Annotated in this window: 13 protein-coding genes; 10 read left to right on the plus strand and 3 right to left on the minus strand. The window is 52.1% G+C overall.

Annotation, left to right across the window (positions count from 1 at the left end):
- Positions 1-57: 57 nt before the first annotated feature.
- Both TES5_RS08240 and TES5_RS08245 read right to left on the minus strand, forming a co-directional pair.
- Entirely contained in the window at positions 58-873 is an 816-nt protein-coding gene (locus tag TES5_RS08240) for a Fic family protein (protein WP_068561387.1), read from the minus strand.
- 104 nt (positions 874-977) lie between these two features.
- Positions 978-1685, minus strand: a complete 708-nt coding sequence (locus tag TES5_RS08245) for a tyrosine-protein phosphatase (RefSeq protein WP_068561388.1) — start codon at positions 1683-1685, stop codon at positions 978-980.
- 147 nt (positions 1686-1832) lie between these two features.
- On the opposite strand from TES5_RS08245, the gene TES5_RS08250 reads away from it, so the two are divergent.
- From TES5_RS08250 to TES5_RS15190, 8 genes are all read left to right on the plus strand, one after another.
- Positions 1833-2630 (plus strand): sugar phosphate isomerase/epimerase family protein, encoded by a 798-nt coding sequence (locus TES5_RS08250; protein WP_068561389.1) that lies wholly within the window; start codon positions 1833-1835, stop codon positions 2628-2630.
- The gene (locus TES5_RS08255) at positions 2617-3684 is read left to right on the plus strand and encodes an ABC transporter substrate-binding protein (protein ID WP_068561390.1); all 1068 of its coding nucleotides are present in this window, start codon (positions 2617-2619) and stop codon (positions 3682-3684) included. Before TES5_RS08250 ends, TES5_RS08255 begins: the two co-directional genes overlap by 14 nt.
- A 99-nt stretch (positions 3685-3783) precedes the next feature.
- Entirely contained in the window at positions 3784-5436 is a 1653-nt protein-coding gene (locus TES5_RS08260) for an ABC transporter permease (RefSeq protein ID WP_068561391.1), read from the plus strand.
- Positions 5429-6472: an ABC transporter ATP-binding protein gene (locus TES5_RS08265; protein WP_068561392.1), complete on the plus strand. Its 1044-nt coding sequence runs from the start codon at positions 5429-5431 to the stop codon at positions 6470-6472. The genes TES5_RS08260 and TES5_RS08265 overlap by 8 nt, the downstream gene beginning before the upstream one ends.
- Before the next feature lie 657 nt (positions 6473-7129).
- Positions 7130-7678, plus strand: a complete 549-nt coding sequence (locus tag TES5_RS08270) for a hypothetical protein (RefSeq protein ID WP_068561393.1) — start codon at positions 7130-7132, stop codon at positions 7676-7678.
- A 256-nt stretch (positions 7679-7934) separates the two neighbouring features.
- The gene (locus TES5_RS08275; RefSeq protein WP_068561394.1) at positions 7935-9125 is read left to right on the plus strand and encodes a family 16 glycosylhydrolase; all 1191 of its coding nucleotides are present in this window, start codon (positions 7935-7937) and stop codon (positions 9123-9125) included.
- A gap of 204 nt (positions 9126-9329) precedes the next feature.
- Positions 9330-10838 carry a DUF1538 domain-containing protein gene (locus TES5_RS08280; RefSeq protein WP_068561395.1) on the plus strand — a complete coding sequence of 503 codons (1509 nt, stop codon included), beginning with the start codon at positions 9330-9332 and terminating at the stop codon, positions 10836-10838.
- A 13-nt stretch (positions 10839-10851) separates the two neighbouring features.
- Entirely contained in the window at positions 10852-11007 is a 156-nt protein-coding gene (locus TES5_RS15190) for a hypothetical protein (protein ID WP_157080401.1), read from the plus strand.
- Between the two features lie 536 nt (positions 11008-11543).
- Here TES5_RS15190 and TES5_RS08285 read toward each other — a convergent pair.
- The gene (locus TES5_RS08285) at positions 11544-12608 is read right to left on the minus strand and encodes a YeiH family protein (protein ID WP_068561396.1); all 1065 of its coding nucleotides are present in this window, start codon (positions 12606-12608) and stop codon (positions 11544-11546) included.
- A gap of 120 nt (positions 12609-12728) precedes the next feature.
- Here TES5_RS08285 and TES5_RS08290 point away from each other — a divergent pair, with 120 nt between their 5' ends.
- Positions 12729-13601 (plus strand): LysR family transcriptional regulator, encoded by an 873-nt coding sequence (locus TES5_RS08290; RefSeq protein ID WP_068561397.1) that lies wholly within the window; start codon positions 12729-12731, stop codon positions 13599-13601.
- Positions 13602-13909: 308 nt separating this feature from the next.
- Positions 13910-14264, plus strand: a 355-nt coding sequence (locus TES5_RS08295; protein WP_198143314.1) for a transposase, incomplete at its 3' end; no start/stop codon positions are given.

A 14264-nucleotide genomic window follows, 5' to 3' on the forward strand; every position in this document is an offset into this window, starting at 1 on the left:
ATCAGCATCCGCATGCTGATCGTCTTCGGTTTTTTGCGTTCTTTTGAACATTTTATCTTATTTTTTCGCGTACATTTCTTCATCTGATAGTATGTTCTTTTTGCCCATCAGCAGATTTTCGAAAAACATTTTCAAGAACTGTTTATCGTGTTTCTCGCCATGATAATGGTAGAGCACGAGGGCATTCCTGAAGTAGGCGGCATGCTCGCTGAAGAGTGAATTGTCGATGTGGAATCCTAATTTTCTCAAATATTGGATGCCGAAAACAGCGACCGTCCGGGTATTTCCTTCCCTGAAAGGATGGACTTGCCAAATATCCGCTAAAAATGTCATCGCATGCAACGCTTTTTGCTCGTTGGTCAGGCCAGCGTACGAGAAATTCTGTTCTCTTTCAAAATCGTACACCAAAGTATCCTGAATCATGAAATGCGAACTGTATTGGACTGTATCGCCATCGAGCACAGGCTCTTTCTTTGTGATATTCACTTTCCGGAACTTTCCCACAGGAATTTCTTCCGAGAAAACATCCGTGAATAAATGCCTGTGGATACCCAACAGTGTTGAGGGTGAGAGCAGGAAGTGATCTTCGGCCAACAATTCCGCAATCCGGAGCGAAACGATATCCGCCTCGACCGTGTTTGCGTCCACATGTTCTTCCCGGTGATAATCCGAAATTTCGCGATAAATGGCGTCATATCCTTTTTTTCCTTCTATATTTTCGTAGGCCAGCTCGACCATGTACTTGGATGGACTGAGCCCATCGACCTTTTGCAAGCCGAAAGCAGTCTGCCACAGAGCCAATTTAATCTGATAAGGCAACTCGTTCTCGGCCACATCATAGGTGGGCGGTAATTTGCTTTCTGAATAGTCCATAACTAAAACCCCATTTCAAATGGAAAAGTGACGTGCTTCCTAATGATTATACAACTAATTATTCAATACTTCATCCGCCAACACATTTCAAAACATCCTGCTGCTTACAGCAACAACCTCTGCAGGCCCGCGACCTCTTCCTCGTCAAGTCCGATACTCCGCAGATAATCCTCAACGCTACCGTACTTGTCCACAAATGCTTGATGGAATAACTCCATGATTTCCGGATAGGAGACATAAATGTTCAAGTGCTTATCCGGATCAAGCAGGCGCGGATCTTGTTTCATGTACGTGTATGAAACTTGATAGTCCGCCACGATTTCAGCCAGCGGAACGCCGTGCAGACTCAATAGCAGATAACTGATGACGCCGGTGCGGTCCTTACCGGCGCTGCAGTGAAAGACAAGCGGCCTATCCCGGCGTTCAAGAAAAATCCGGAACACTTTTGCCAGTTCATCTCCCGCCGAAAGATACTCGAGATAGCGATCACTCATGAAGTAGGGCGAAGAAGCCGATTGCGCCAACTCACTGCTGCGGCCGGCATCCGTTCTGCCGCTCAGATTCACGTTCACATAACGGCCTACCAAATCCGCATACGCATTCGGCTCACGCACCAGTTCCTTCGGCGCCCGCAGATCGATGATCGTATCGATGCCCAGCGACTCCCATTTCTGACGGTCATGGTCAGTCGGCCCGAACAGCATACTCGATCGATAAACACGCCCGTCCTTCAGAACCGAACCATCCGCGGCATTGTAGCCTCCGAGATCCCTAAAGTTTACAATTTCCTCAAAAAAAAGATGTCTTCCCATATCAACGCCCACTTTCTGTGCTTATTGGTCCCCATCGTATCACAATTTTTATATACATTTAGTAAGCTTTACAATTTTTAACTTCAAATTAACCGGAAGTTTACAAACAATCCCTATACTTAAGAGAGTTCTTACTGAAAGGAGCAAATGAATCAAGCCATCATGACAAATACATATCTATCCACACCCCTGATGTGGAATCATTCGATAGAAGAAATATTCCGGACAGCGAAGGAACAGCGCATGGGATTGGAAATTTTCCATCAACAAATGGACTATCACGGCGTGGCGATCGAAGAATTACAACGGCTCATCGCTGCTTACGAGCTGGAAGTTTTCGTGCATGCCTACAGCTGGGACCTGAATCTGTGCGCCTTGCAGGAATCGGTCCGTGCCGTTTCGGTCTTGGAAACGAAAAAGTCGATCGCTTTTGCTCATGCGCTGGGAGCGAAGGATGTCACCATCCACCCTGGACGCCTGTCGATCGGCCTGGAAGAGACCGTTCACGACGGATATATGCAGGCATCCATGAAAGAGTTGATGGCTGATGCCGATGAACGCAACCAGCCGATTTCCTTTGAAATCATGGAGCCGGTAGGAAAGGAATTCATTACCGATCGCCATGTTTTAGAACGCGTGGCTGGCGACCTCTGGGAACGGATGTACGTGACACTCGATGTGGCGCACTGCCGCGACGAGGAGATGGTGTTGGATCACCTCAATAAGCTGCCGCGTATCCGCAAATTGCACCTCAGCAACCGCACAGAAAGACAGTACCATACCCCATTAGGTGAAGGTGTGCTCGATTTTGGCAAGCTCTCGCCAGACATCTTGGCAAGCGGACTGCCGATCGTCATCGAAGGGATGGACCTCGGTTTGGAACGGAAAGTGATCAAAAAAAATATAACCTATCTCAAGGAGGAATTTTTCGATGAAATGGAATAAATGGATTTTTGCAGGGATGTCAGCTTTGACTTTGGCGGCATGCGGTACAGCGGATACGACAGAATCAGTAGAGGATTCAGCGGCAACCGGTGTGAGTTCTGAGGCAGTTTCGGAATCGGCAGCCACCACGGATGCATCCGGTTCGTTCACACTTTACACTTCCCAACCGGAGCAGGATATCGCGCAATTGGTTGAAGGCTTCAACGAGGTCTATCCGAACATCCAAGTGGAAGTCTTCCGCTCCGGTACTGAGGAAGTCCTTTCAAAAGTCATGGCCGAAAAGGAAACCGGCGACATCTTGGCGGATGTCTTGTTGGTTTCGGACAGCTTCACTTTCGAAGGATTGGCTGAGGAAGATTTGCTGCAGGCATATGAGTCGCCTGAGTTGGAAGCCATCCCTACGGAATATATCGACGACGAAAATCTGTACGCCGGCACGAAAGTCATTGCCACAGGTATCGCGGTCAACACGGACAGGATCGACGCTTCCGGCATCACCGGTTACCAAAGTTTGACGGATGCGGCCTATGCAGACCAAGTCATGATTCCGAGCCCGCTTTATTCGGGTGCCGCTTCCTTGAACCTTTCCATCATCACTCAACAAGATGCGCTAGGTTGGGAATGGTATGAAGGCCTGAAGGAAAATGCCTTGTTTGTCGGCCAAGGAAACGGAACCGTCCGTGATGCATTGTTGAACGGCCAAGAAGGCATCGGCATGCTGGTGGATTACATGGCAAACCGTGCCCGCATCGATGGGGCTCCGATTACGTTCATCTATCCGGAAGAGGGCGCACTGTACGTGACCGAACCGATCGGCATCATCAATGGTGCTGATAACGCGGATATGGCGGAATTCTTTGTGGATTACATTCTCTCTGAAGAAGGCCAGACAGTGACATCAGAAATGGGGTACACACCTGTGCGTGAAGGCATTGCTGCTCCGGAAGGTCTGAAAGGTGTGGACGAAATCACTCCGATGGCATTTGACGAAGCCAAAGTCATGGAGACACGCGAAGCCGACAAAGAGCGATTCGCCGAAATATTCGGTCAATAATCAAAAGAAGTGCATAAAAACTGGAAATGAATTGAGGGAAGAATGGGCCAGGACTAAAATCCCGACCTTTTCCTTCCTTCTTTTTTTAAAGGAGAAATCATGTCGAAATTTTATCATTTCACCCATAAGATCCTGTTCTGGATCATCGGGCTGTTCGTGTTCCTGTTCCCGCTCTTCACGCTTTTCAAGATGGGTTTCGAGGTGGAAGGGGGCTTCGGGATCGCCAACTTCACAGGCATCTTCGAATCGCCGCGGACGCTGCAGGCCATTGGAAACACGTTCATCATAGCCTTTGGGGCCACCGCAATATCAGTGGCGGTCGGATTCCTTTACGCGCTGATCGTCGCCTATACAAACATCCGATTCAAGCGGCTGGTCGAATTGCTGGTCATCTTGCCCTACATCATCCCGGGCTATGTCGTGACGCTGTCGTGGACGGCATTGTTCGCGGGGAACAGTCCAATCAATACGTTTTTGCGCGAAAACGGGCTCCCTGTCATCAACATGTATTCGCTCGGGGGAATCATTCTCGTCCTCGGCATCAGCAACGCGGCACTCGTGTATCTCAACATTGTCGACATTCTGCGTAAAGTCCCGCAGGAACAGGAATGGGCTTCGCGGATCGCAGGTTACCGCATGAAGGAAACGCTCCGGAACATCAACTTCCGGACTGTCCTGCCGGCGATCGTCAGTGGGGTCATCTTGGCTTTCCTGAGCTCCATCGATAATTTCGCGATTACGGCAACGCTCGGTTCGCCCGCGGGAATCACCGTTCTCAGCACCTACATCTACGAAAAAGCGATCGGTTTCGGCCCGGCGAGCTTCAACCAGGCCGCCGTGTTGTCGATTATCCTGTCACTGATCGCTTTCGGCGGCATAGCGCTGCAGTGGTGGGTGCTGCGCAAATCGGTCATCATGGAAGCTGCCAGGCCCGACTACGAACCACGCATTCTGTTGGCAAAAGGCAAACGCCGCTTGGTCGAAATACTATCCGTCACAACACTTTTGCTCGTGAACATTGTGCCTTTGTTGGTCATGTTCCTTTCATCGTTGCAAGTGGGCTACAGCCGCTCGCTCTTCGATATCAGTACCATGAAACTGGATAATTACCGCTTCATCCTGGAGACACCGAACATGTACAAAGGCTTCCTGACAAGTTTCGGATTGACTGTCGTTGCGATTCTGATCGGCATCCTCGTCAGCGTCTGGGTCATGTACTACAAGCAACGACATGATCAAAGAGCTACCTTGCCGATCGAACTGGGAGCCGCATTGACCTATTCGACACCCGGCATCGTGCTGGCGTTGAGCATGATTTTCTATTGGAGCAAAGTTCCGAACGTCTACGGGACGGTGCGGATCCTTTTGATCGCCTATGTGACCCGCTACATCCTGCTGCTTTTGCGCGGCAGCAACACGGCACTTTTGGGCGTCACAATCGAGCTGGAGGAGGCCGCATCCGTTTCTGGATCGAAGACTTTCGAGAAATGGCGCCGTATCATCATCCCCATCATCAAAAATCAAATTTTTTCGAGCTCCTTCCTCGTCTTCACTGGCGCATTCACCGAGCTGACGCTGTCCTCGCTCTTGGCTGCGGCCGATGCGAAGACGGTGGGGCTGACGATCTTCAATCTGCAGACCGGCGGCGACAACAACATCGCCCAGGCCTATTCCGTTTTGTTGACGCTCTTTATTCTCGCGATCGTCCTGATCCGCAATCACTTTGAACGGAGGAATCGAACCAATGACTGAACTGCTCATCACCAACCTATCCAAGCATTTCGGCACAGCCAAGGCACTGGACGACATCACGATCCAAGTGAAGGAGAATGAATTCATCGCCATCCTCGGCCCGTCCGGCTGCGGAAAAACCACGTTGCTGCGCTCAGTGGCAGGCTTTATCGACCCGACCGCCGGCAGCATCCGTTTCGGTGAACAAGCTTTTTTTGAAAATGAGGACACCATGCCGGTCGAAGATCGCCAGCTCGGAATGGTGTTCCAGCATTTCGCGCTCTGGCCGCACATGACCATCAAGGAGCACCTTGAATACCCGCTGAAAAGCTCGCAGAACAAGAAACGTTTCAACGAGGCGGTGCGCAAGGAAATGATACGGCAGGCGCTTCAGCTGGTCGAACTGGAGGGCTTTGAGGACCGCTATCCGAACGAGTTATCGGGAGGGCAGAAACAGCGCATTGCCTTGGCCCGCGCCATCGTTTCGCAGCCGAAGATGCTGCTGATGGATGAACCGCTGAGTGCCTTGGATGCGCACCTCAAGCAAGTGATGGTGCAGGAAATCAAACGCATCCATCGCGCTACCAAAGCAACGATCCTCTATGTCACGCATGATCAGAGCGAAGCCATGGCACTTGCTGACCGCATCATCGTCATGAATCAAGGAAAGATCGAACAGATCGACACGCCGTACAATCTCTACCATTATCCGCAGACGCCGTTCGTCGCTAATTTCGTCAGCAAAGCCTTGCTGGTCGACGGCGAATGGCAAGGAGATCGTTTCCGCCCGGCTGAAGCAAACGAATTGAGCTGGCCAGGAACGGGAGTTGCCGATTATTTCAAAGCCAATCGCCTTTATCCGATCCGGCCCGAAGAACTCAGCTTCCAGCCGGAAAACAAACAGCTTGGCGGATTGCGCGCCACAATCAAGGACAAACAGTTCCTCGGCCGCGAAACGCGCTACATTGTTTCTGCACTCGGCACAGAAATCGAAATCATCTCGCACTCCCCGCATGCAGCCGAAATGGATGAGGAAGTATACATCACGAAACACTGAAAAAAGCAGCCGCAAATGGCTACTTTTTTTATGGCGTAATTTTTTGTCCGGCTGCAGACATGCATAAAGAAAAAACATAAACAGAAAACCCGCCAAAATACCGTTGGCGGGCTATCTTCGGCGTGAGGGGCTCGAGATTCCCCGCCAAAATTGGTTTGACGGGGAAAACACGCCTGGTGTAGCCCCGAATAGCCCGCCAAATACTGTTTGGCGGGGAAACTCCCGCCCGATAAACCCGATAATCCCTTCGTGCTCTGCGCGTAGCGATGAAACATTCAATCTGTCGGATGTCTAATTATTCAACGCTGCTGTCGCTTCGCACGATTCATCTCATCAAAGCAGTACCGTCATCAGAATGATGAACGGCACGATGGAAATGATTATGGAGTGCTTTTCATAGTGACCACAATCATTCCGGCTTATAATGGAAACAAGGAAACATAAGCCAGCATAACGGACCGAACCTTTTGCTTTGCGTAAGGAGGTTTTTTAAATGAAAAGAAAATTTGCTGTATTAGGTATGCTGACTGCAATCGCCGCAATTTCGCGGCTTGCGGACTGGATGGGACAACTGCATCGGACGAATCAAGCAGCGTCATCGTAAGCAGCCAAAGCGAAACAGTCGAATCAACCGTTGGAAGCGGCAGCGAAACCTCTGTGGAAGCCGACACCAGCATTCCCAGCACCCATTTAGCCGATCCGTATTTCGCGATTTTTGCGGGCAGACAGTATGTGGCACAGTATCATTACCGCGAGTTCACAGGAAGTCAGCTCGAGGACCGGGCGCTGACGGTCGCCGTTGCTGGCGCGGATCAGGCCATCCGGATCAGCGGGGAGAATACGGACACAACGTATCTTACTTTGGACGGGCAAGCTTTTGCGGTCGACCACCTGGACCGGACGATCGCGAGGAATGAAAGTGCGGATTCCGCCGAAGAACCGGAAGACGACGGCATCATCGCAGCACCGCCCTTCAAGGACATCGGCAGCATCTATGTGGGCAGCTGGCAGGATGAAGATCTCATTTATGAAGAATACTACACCGCAAACGGCGACCGGATGTTCTACTATTTCGAAGGCAATGTCCTGAAACGAATCCGCTCAGCTTCCGGAGAAAATGAGTTCAATCTCGATGTTTTGGAAATAAGCGACAGGACTGCAACGGAATTTATTGAGTTGCCCGAAGATTATGAATGGCTGCCTTAAAGGAGCGTTCAGCCGCTGAATCCGTTAAACAGTTAAACAAATTGTCCTCCGGCGAGAAGCTCTTAACCGGGGGACAGCCAGGTAACCACGGCTCAACTTCGGTGAGCACCGTCTCGCCGGAGTTGAGCCATCCAAAATAGACCCTACCTCCGATGAGCAAAGCCTCACCGGAGGAAAATCCACGAACACTACCTCCAACTCCGCTCAACCGCAATCTTGGAATCCTCCCCAAATCTACGAGAGAAGATGAATCCTTATGGAGAAACCAATCAAACTAATCAGCATCGTTTTTTTGTTCGCAGTACTCTTTGTCTGGCTTCACCAGTCGGATTACGCGTTTCTGCGCGGGTGGCAGGCGAACGGGGATGAAACAGAAGCGATACCGGTCTACAACGGTGAATACCGGCTGATTTTCGATGAGAATTTCGATGAAAGCCCGCTCGATCCGGCCATCTGGAATGACCAATATTTGGCTTCCTGGACGCCGGACATGGAATCCGCGCGTGCCGTCTACGAGGTGGCGGATGGCAATCTGAATCTGATCATCCATGAGGATACCCAGCCGTGGAATCCCGAATTTGACGGGACGGTCCGCACATCCAGCGTAATGACCGGCAACCGGACCGGACTGCACGAATTTAAGACTGATCTGGAGGTCCGCAACGATATCGAGCCATTCATGGGCTTCATTTCGCAATATGGTGTCTTCGAAATCCGCGCCAAAATGATGAACAGCCTCGGCAATATGTGCGCCTGGTGGCTCGTCGGAATCCAGGATACACCGGAACAGGATGTGGAAGTGGACGTATTCGAAAATTCCCTGAACTTCGGCAATGTCGTCACAGCTTCTTTGTATGCGCACCGGGATCCGGCAGCGCGGGAGCAGCATTTCATTTATGATGTCGGCGAGGCCGATTTGAGCAATGAATTCCATCTCTACACTTTCGAATGGACTCCGGAAGGTTTCGTCTTTTATTTCGACGACGAAGAAATCGGGACGTTCCAAGCCGAGGTCGCCTATCCGATGATCTCCATCCTGTCGGCCTACGAAGGGCGGGAGAATTGGTGGGTCGGCCCGTTCGATCCGACTGCGCCGTATCCGAAAGTGTTCCAGGTCGACTACCTGAAAGTCTGGAAAAAGGTGCCGGACGAATTTGAACAAGTCGAAAAACTGAAGATCGTCTCCCAGGGTGAAGCGACTTTCACAATGGCAGCCGGCCAGTATGCCATCGAACACGGCCAGCTCGTCGGTTTCCCGTCCTACGTCACGCTCCGCTACAACGACGGCACGGATACGCAGCAGTGGGTCAAATGGCAGGAACTGACGCCCGCCATTTTGGAAAAGCTGGAGAAGCCAGGGATTTTCAAATTGGAAGGCGAAATCATCGGCGTTCCCGAAGCCATCTTGGGGAACCGGAAAGCTACGGTACAAGTTGTTGTCGACTGATCGGATACCGAAAATCGCAAAACACCAGACAGATCGCTCTTCTGTCGGGCGATAGCCCAGGATGGTGACTCGTTTACCCGAGAGCGCCAGCCCGCCACATATAACGGAACAAAATTCTTCCAGTTATTCCCGCACCGCTTTTTCGTTTATAATAGAAGAAAGATAACCACCTTGAACGCCAAGCTCAGAAAGGCGGTGCCTCCGATGAAACTGTTCTTGTCAAAAATCCGTGAAGTGCTGCATGCGGTCCTTCCTATCATCGCAATCGTCCTGTTGCTGCATGCCACCTTGACGCCGCTGACTGCATTGCAGCTACAGCGTTTTCTGTTGGGTGCCTTCTGCATCACCGCCGGACTCTCTATTTTTCTGCACGGTATCGATTTCAGCGTCAGCATGATCGGAAAAGCGATGGGGCGGACGTTTTCCAAGACCGCCAGCCTCATCCTGCTTGCCGGTGCCGGTTTGGCGCTCGGTTTCATCATTTCCATCGCGGAGCCGGATCTACACATCCTGGCTGGACAAGTCGAACGTCTGACGGCCGGCGCTGTCGGAAAATGGAGCATCATCCTTGTCGTATCCCTCGGCATCGCCGTGCTGTTGGCACTCGGACTGATCCGAATCGTCCGTAACATCGTCCTGCACAAGCTGCTGATCGTGCTGTACGCCGTCGTATTCATCCTCGCGCTGAACGCTTCCGATGAATTTCTCGCCATCGCCTTCGACGCATCCGGCGCGACGACCGGCGCCATGACGGTACCGTTCATCATGGCGATTGCTCTCGGAGTCACGCTGCTGCGCAAGGACAATCTCGCCGCCAACACCGAAGGCTTCGGGCTGATCGGCGCCGTCTCGGTCGGCCCGATCCTCGCTATTCTCCTGATGGATCGCATCGCGGGCGGAAGCATCACGCCCCCTGACGCTCCGATCGACACCCTGAAAACCACCAGCCTGCTGGCACCATTCCTCGAAAAAATCCCGATCGTTGCCGAAGAAGTCCTGCTTGCACTGTTGCCGATCACACTCATCTTCCTCCTGATGCAGCGCTATTCCTTCCGCCTCTCACGACGAAACATCTCGTGGATCCTCTACGGCCTGCTGCTGACCTACATCGGCCTCTTCCTGTTCCTCCTCGGTGCCCAAGCCGGCTTCATGGACATCGGCCGAACGATCGGTTTCCGCGTCGCTTCATTGGAAAATAAGCAATATTTGCTTGCGACCGGCTTCGTGCTCGGTTTGGTCACCGTCTTGGCGGAACCGGCCGTCCATGTGCTGACGCACCAAATCGAGGAGGTCACGGAGGGCACAGTCACCCGGAATGCCGTAAAAATCGTGCTCTCCATCGGTATCGGTACAGCCATCGCCTTAGCGATGGTGCGCATCATCTTTCCGGCCATCCAACTCTGGCACATTCTTCTGCCGGGCTACCTCATTGCGCTGACACTGACAATTTTCGTCCCGAAAATGTTCGTAGGCATCGCCTTCGATTCCGGCGGCGTCGCATCCGGACCGATGACAGCGACCTTTATCCTTTCCTTCGTCCAAGGAGCAGCCAGCGCGATGGACGGAAACAACCTCGTCTCCGAAAGCTTCGGCATGATCGCCCTCGTCGCGATGACCCCGATCATCGCTGTCCAAGTGTTGGGGCTTGTTTACAAGTTGCGTGCAGAAAGAAACAATGGTAATGGAATTCAAAATAATTCTGAGAAAGAATAGCGAGGTGGTTTCGATGATGGAGTGGGATGAGATCGATGAAGAACGCGCAGATTTGATAGTTATAGAGAGGCTAACAGAAGAAAATGTTAAAACATACTCAGACAAAGAAGTACGAAATGTTAATGATGAAGAAGAATTTGTCGTGGATGAGGACGACGGTTGGGAATAATCCTTTAGGATTAAGATTGTCGGCTGTACGAAGATCAGAAAAAGCGAAACACCCGACAGCTCGCTCTTCTGTCGGACGTCAGCCCAGGAGGGTGACTCTTTTACCCGAGAGCACGCCAGTCTGTCGACTGATCGGATACCGAAAACCGCAAAACACCCGACAGCTCGCTCTTCTGTCGGGCGTCAGCCCAGGACGGTGACTCAGATACCCGAGAATCCGCTAGCCTGTCGACTGATCGGATACCGAAATCCGCAAAACACCCGACAGCTCGCTCTTCTGTCGGGCGTCAGCCCAGGACGGTGACTCAGATACCCGAGAGTCCGCTAGCCTGTCGACTGATCGGATACCGAAATCTGCAAAACACCCGACAGCTCGCTCTTCTGTCGGGCGTCAGCCCAGGACGGTGACTCAGATACCCGAGAGTCCGCTAGTCTGTCGACTAATCGGATACCGGAAACCGCAAAACACCAGACAGATCGCGCGACAGCAAATAAAAAAGCATCGGCTCCCGCAGGAACCGATGCTTTTTGTTGCAGTTATCCGAAAAACACACGTATCAGCACCACAGCCATCACGACTTGCGCAGCACCAACAGTCAACCCGTAGAGCATGGCTTTGGGACCTTCTTTGATGATGTCGGCGAATTTGACGCGCATGCCGATTGCGGCGAGGGCAGCGACTTCGAATTGGGTGCTGATGGCTTTTGAGGCGACCAGGACGCTGTCGGGAACACCGATGAAGCTGCGGATCAGGAAGAAGATGACGAAACCTGTCAGGAACCAGGGAACGCCGTAGGAGACGGCGGCCGGGGTGGCGGACGCTCCTGATTCTTCGCCTGCAGTAATCTCCGCGCGTTTTTTGCGCGTGAACAAAGATTCGCCTTCGTTCATGTTCATGCGCCCGTACAAGACGGCGACGCCGATGATCAGGAGTACGCGCATCAGCTTGAAGACGGTCGCCAGTGTGACGACATCGTCATTGACGAGCTTGGCGGCGGCGACGACTTGGCCGACGGATTGGACGGTGCCGCCGATCAGAGCGGATGTCCGGAGCGTGTCGCTACCGTAGAGGACGGCGCCCAGGACCGGCAGTAGGACCATCAGCGCGGTTCCAGTCAAGTTGACGATCGTGATCGAGATGCCTTTTTCCTTGTTGTCGGCTTGGACGATCGGCGAAACGGTCCCGATGGCAGATGAGCCGCAGACTGCGTTGCCGGCGCCCATCAGCAGCGAGAAGCGTTTGCCGAAGCCGAAGACTTTGCCCAACCGGTAGGTGACAAAAATCGTCAGCCCCATCTGCAGCAAAATAAAGACGAAGCCTTTGATCCCTGCTGACTTCAGTACCTGGAAATCCAAAATCAGCCCGTTCATGACGATGGCGTATTCCAAGAGCCGTTTTTCGGAAAATTTCGTTCCTTGACCAAGTTCCGGCCGGTTCAGGAGCGTATTGCCAAGCAGCATCCCCAACAAAATGGCGATCAAAGCGGCGCCGAGTGCCGGCAGGAAACGGGCCAAAAGCTGGCTGATCAAAGAGATGAGGATGCTGGCGGCGAGGCCGGGCAGCACGCCATCGAGTTCTTTCTTGAGTGCATTTATTTTCATGAGTGTCGAAATCCTCCCTAGATGTTGCATTACAGTAATCTATTTTACCCGACTTTTTGCATAAATAAAAATAATGATTTATTATGCAGGTATAAGCAAAATTAATGGGAGGTGCCGCTCATGTTGGATTACCGCTATAAAACGTTTCTCACGCTGATCGAGGAGGGCAGTTACACGAAAGCCGCCAAAAAATTGAACATCACGCAGCCGGCCGTCACCCAGCACATCCAGCATCTGCAGGAGGAAATGGGCGTCCAGCTGTTCCGCTATGAAGGCAAGCAGCTGCTGGTCACCGAAAAGGGGCGCTATCTGGAGGAACAACTCTCGCTGCTGAACCGCGATGTGGAGAGGATCCGCACACATCTGCTGCAGCAGGACGATGCGCCGACGCTGTCTTTCGGGGCGACGCTGACGATCGGCGAGTACGTCATGCCGGGACTGATTGGGAGCTACTTGGAGAAGCATCCGCGCCATCATTTATCGATGATCGTCGACAATACGGCCACGCTTACCGGCTTGATCCAGAAGGGGAAAATCGATTTCGCGCTCATCGAAGGCGACTTCAACCAGAGCCAACTCGGCTTCGAAAAGCTGTCCGATGAGCCGTTCATCGGGGTCTGTGCGGCTGTCAGCCCGTTGTGGCGCAGCGAACAGGATTTGGCGGCGTTGTTCAGCGAGCACCTGTTTGTCCGCGAGGAAGGCTCCGGTTCGCGGCGGATTCTCGAAAATGCCCTCCTGAAAGAGGGGGCGAACCTCAGCAGTTTCGGGCGGACGACCGTCGTCGGCGGCATCGGCCCGATCAAGCAGTTGGTGGCGGAGAACCGCGGCATCGCCTTCCTCTATCGCATCTCGGTCGAAAAGGAACTGGAAGAGGGGACGCTGAAGGAGATTCCGATCCGTGGCTTCGCTGTGGCACATCCGTTCCATGTTGTCCATCTGAAGGATTTCCGGGATCGCGGGCCGCTCCAGGAACTGTTGTCTTTTTATCGATGATGGGGATGCACGGAACTTTGCTGGGATGCGGCATTCCTCGGATTTTCGTGACGCGGATAAGAAATCCGAACGTTTCATCACCGAATCAATTACGCTGTTCTGGAGCCCTTGGGGCTCTAAGGATAGCGGATGTAGCAAAATAAAAATCGCCAAGGTGAAAGCCTGCTGTTACAGCACTTTCACCTTGGCGATCTATTGTTTTATGGATTTTGCGACTAATGTAAAAAAAAAAAAGAAAAAGCGCCCCATACTGCTGAAATAGCAGTAAAATATAGTCACTACAAAATATTAAGGAGGTCGCTTTTTCTATGAACAGAATAACACAATTATCCATTTTTGAAAATAACCAGCTCGGGGATTTAGAGAAATTAAATGACGTGCTGAATGCATTGCCGGACGAGAAACTCATCGCCCTTTTGGAAGAAGAACGTGGGAAGGGGCGGAATGATTATCCTGTGTTCACCATGTGGCGGGCTTTCCTTGCCAGTTTCGTGTTCCAACACCCCACAGTTGCAGCTTTGATCCGGGAACTGAAGCGCAACAGCCAACTCCGGGAGGTATGCGGATTCCAAACTCGGATCATCCGTACGAAAAAAGGGTCTTATCGTTATCAGTTGGCTCCCACGGAAGCCGCTTTCTCCCGTTTCGTAAAGAAACTGTTGC

It is taken from the genome of Trichococcus sp. ES5, from assembly GCF_900067165.1.
Classification (GTDB): Bacteria; Bacillota; Bacilli; order Lactobacillales; family Aerococcaceae; genus Trichococcus; species Trichococcus flocculiformis.

What these genes read in the sequence shown, in the direction of transcription:
- TES5_RS08240 (WP_068561387.1), bottom strand. Translation starts at nt 873, where the DNA reads ATGGACTATTCAGAAAGCAAATTACCGCCCACCTATGATGTGGCCGAG.
- TES5_RS08245 (WP_068561388.1), bottom strand. Translation starts at nt 1,685, where the DNA reads ATGGGAAGACATCTTTTTTTTGAGGAAATTGTAAACTTTAGGGATCTC.
- TES5_RS08250 (WP_068561389.1), top strand. Translation starts at nt 1,833, where the DNA reads ATGAATCAAGCCATCATGACAAATACATATCTATCCACACCCCTGATG.
- TES5_RS08255 (WP_068561390.1), top strand. Translation starts at nt 2,617, where the DNA reads ATGAAATGGAATAAATGGATTTTTGCAGGGATGTCAGCTTTGACTTTG.
- TES5_RS08260 (WP_068561391.1), top strand. Translation starts at nt 3,784, where the DNA reads ATGTCGAAATTTTATCATTTCACCCATAAGATCCTGTTCTGGATCATC.
- TES5_RS08265 (WP_068561392.1), top strand. Translation starts at nt 5,429, where the DNA reads ATGACTGAACTGCTCATCACCAACCTATCCAAGCATTTCGGCACAGCC.
- TES5_RS08275 (WP_068561394.1), top strand. Translation starts at nt 7,935, where the DNA reads ATGGAGAAACCAATCAAACTAATCAGCATCGTTTTTTTGTTCGCAGTA.
- TES5_RS08280 (WP_068561395.1), top strand. Translation starts at nt 9,330, where the DNA reads ATGAAACTGTTCTTGTCAAAAATCCGTGAAGTGCTGCATGCGGTCCTT.
- TES5_RS15190 (WP_157080401.1), top strand. Translation starts at nt 10,852, where the DNA reads ATGATGGAGTGGGATGAGATCGATGAAGAACGCGCAGATTTGATAGTT.
- TES5_RS08285 (WP_068561396.1), bottom strand. Translation starts at nt 12,608, where the DNA reads ATGAAAATAAATGCACTCAAGAAAGAACTCGATGGCGTGCTGCCCGGC.
- TES5_RS08290 (WP_068561397.1), top strand. Translation starts at nt 12,729, where the DNA reads ATGTTGGATTACCGCTATAAAACGTTTCTCACGCTGATCGAGGAGGGC.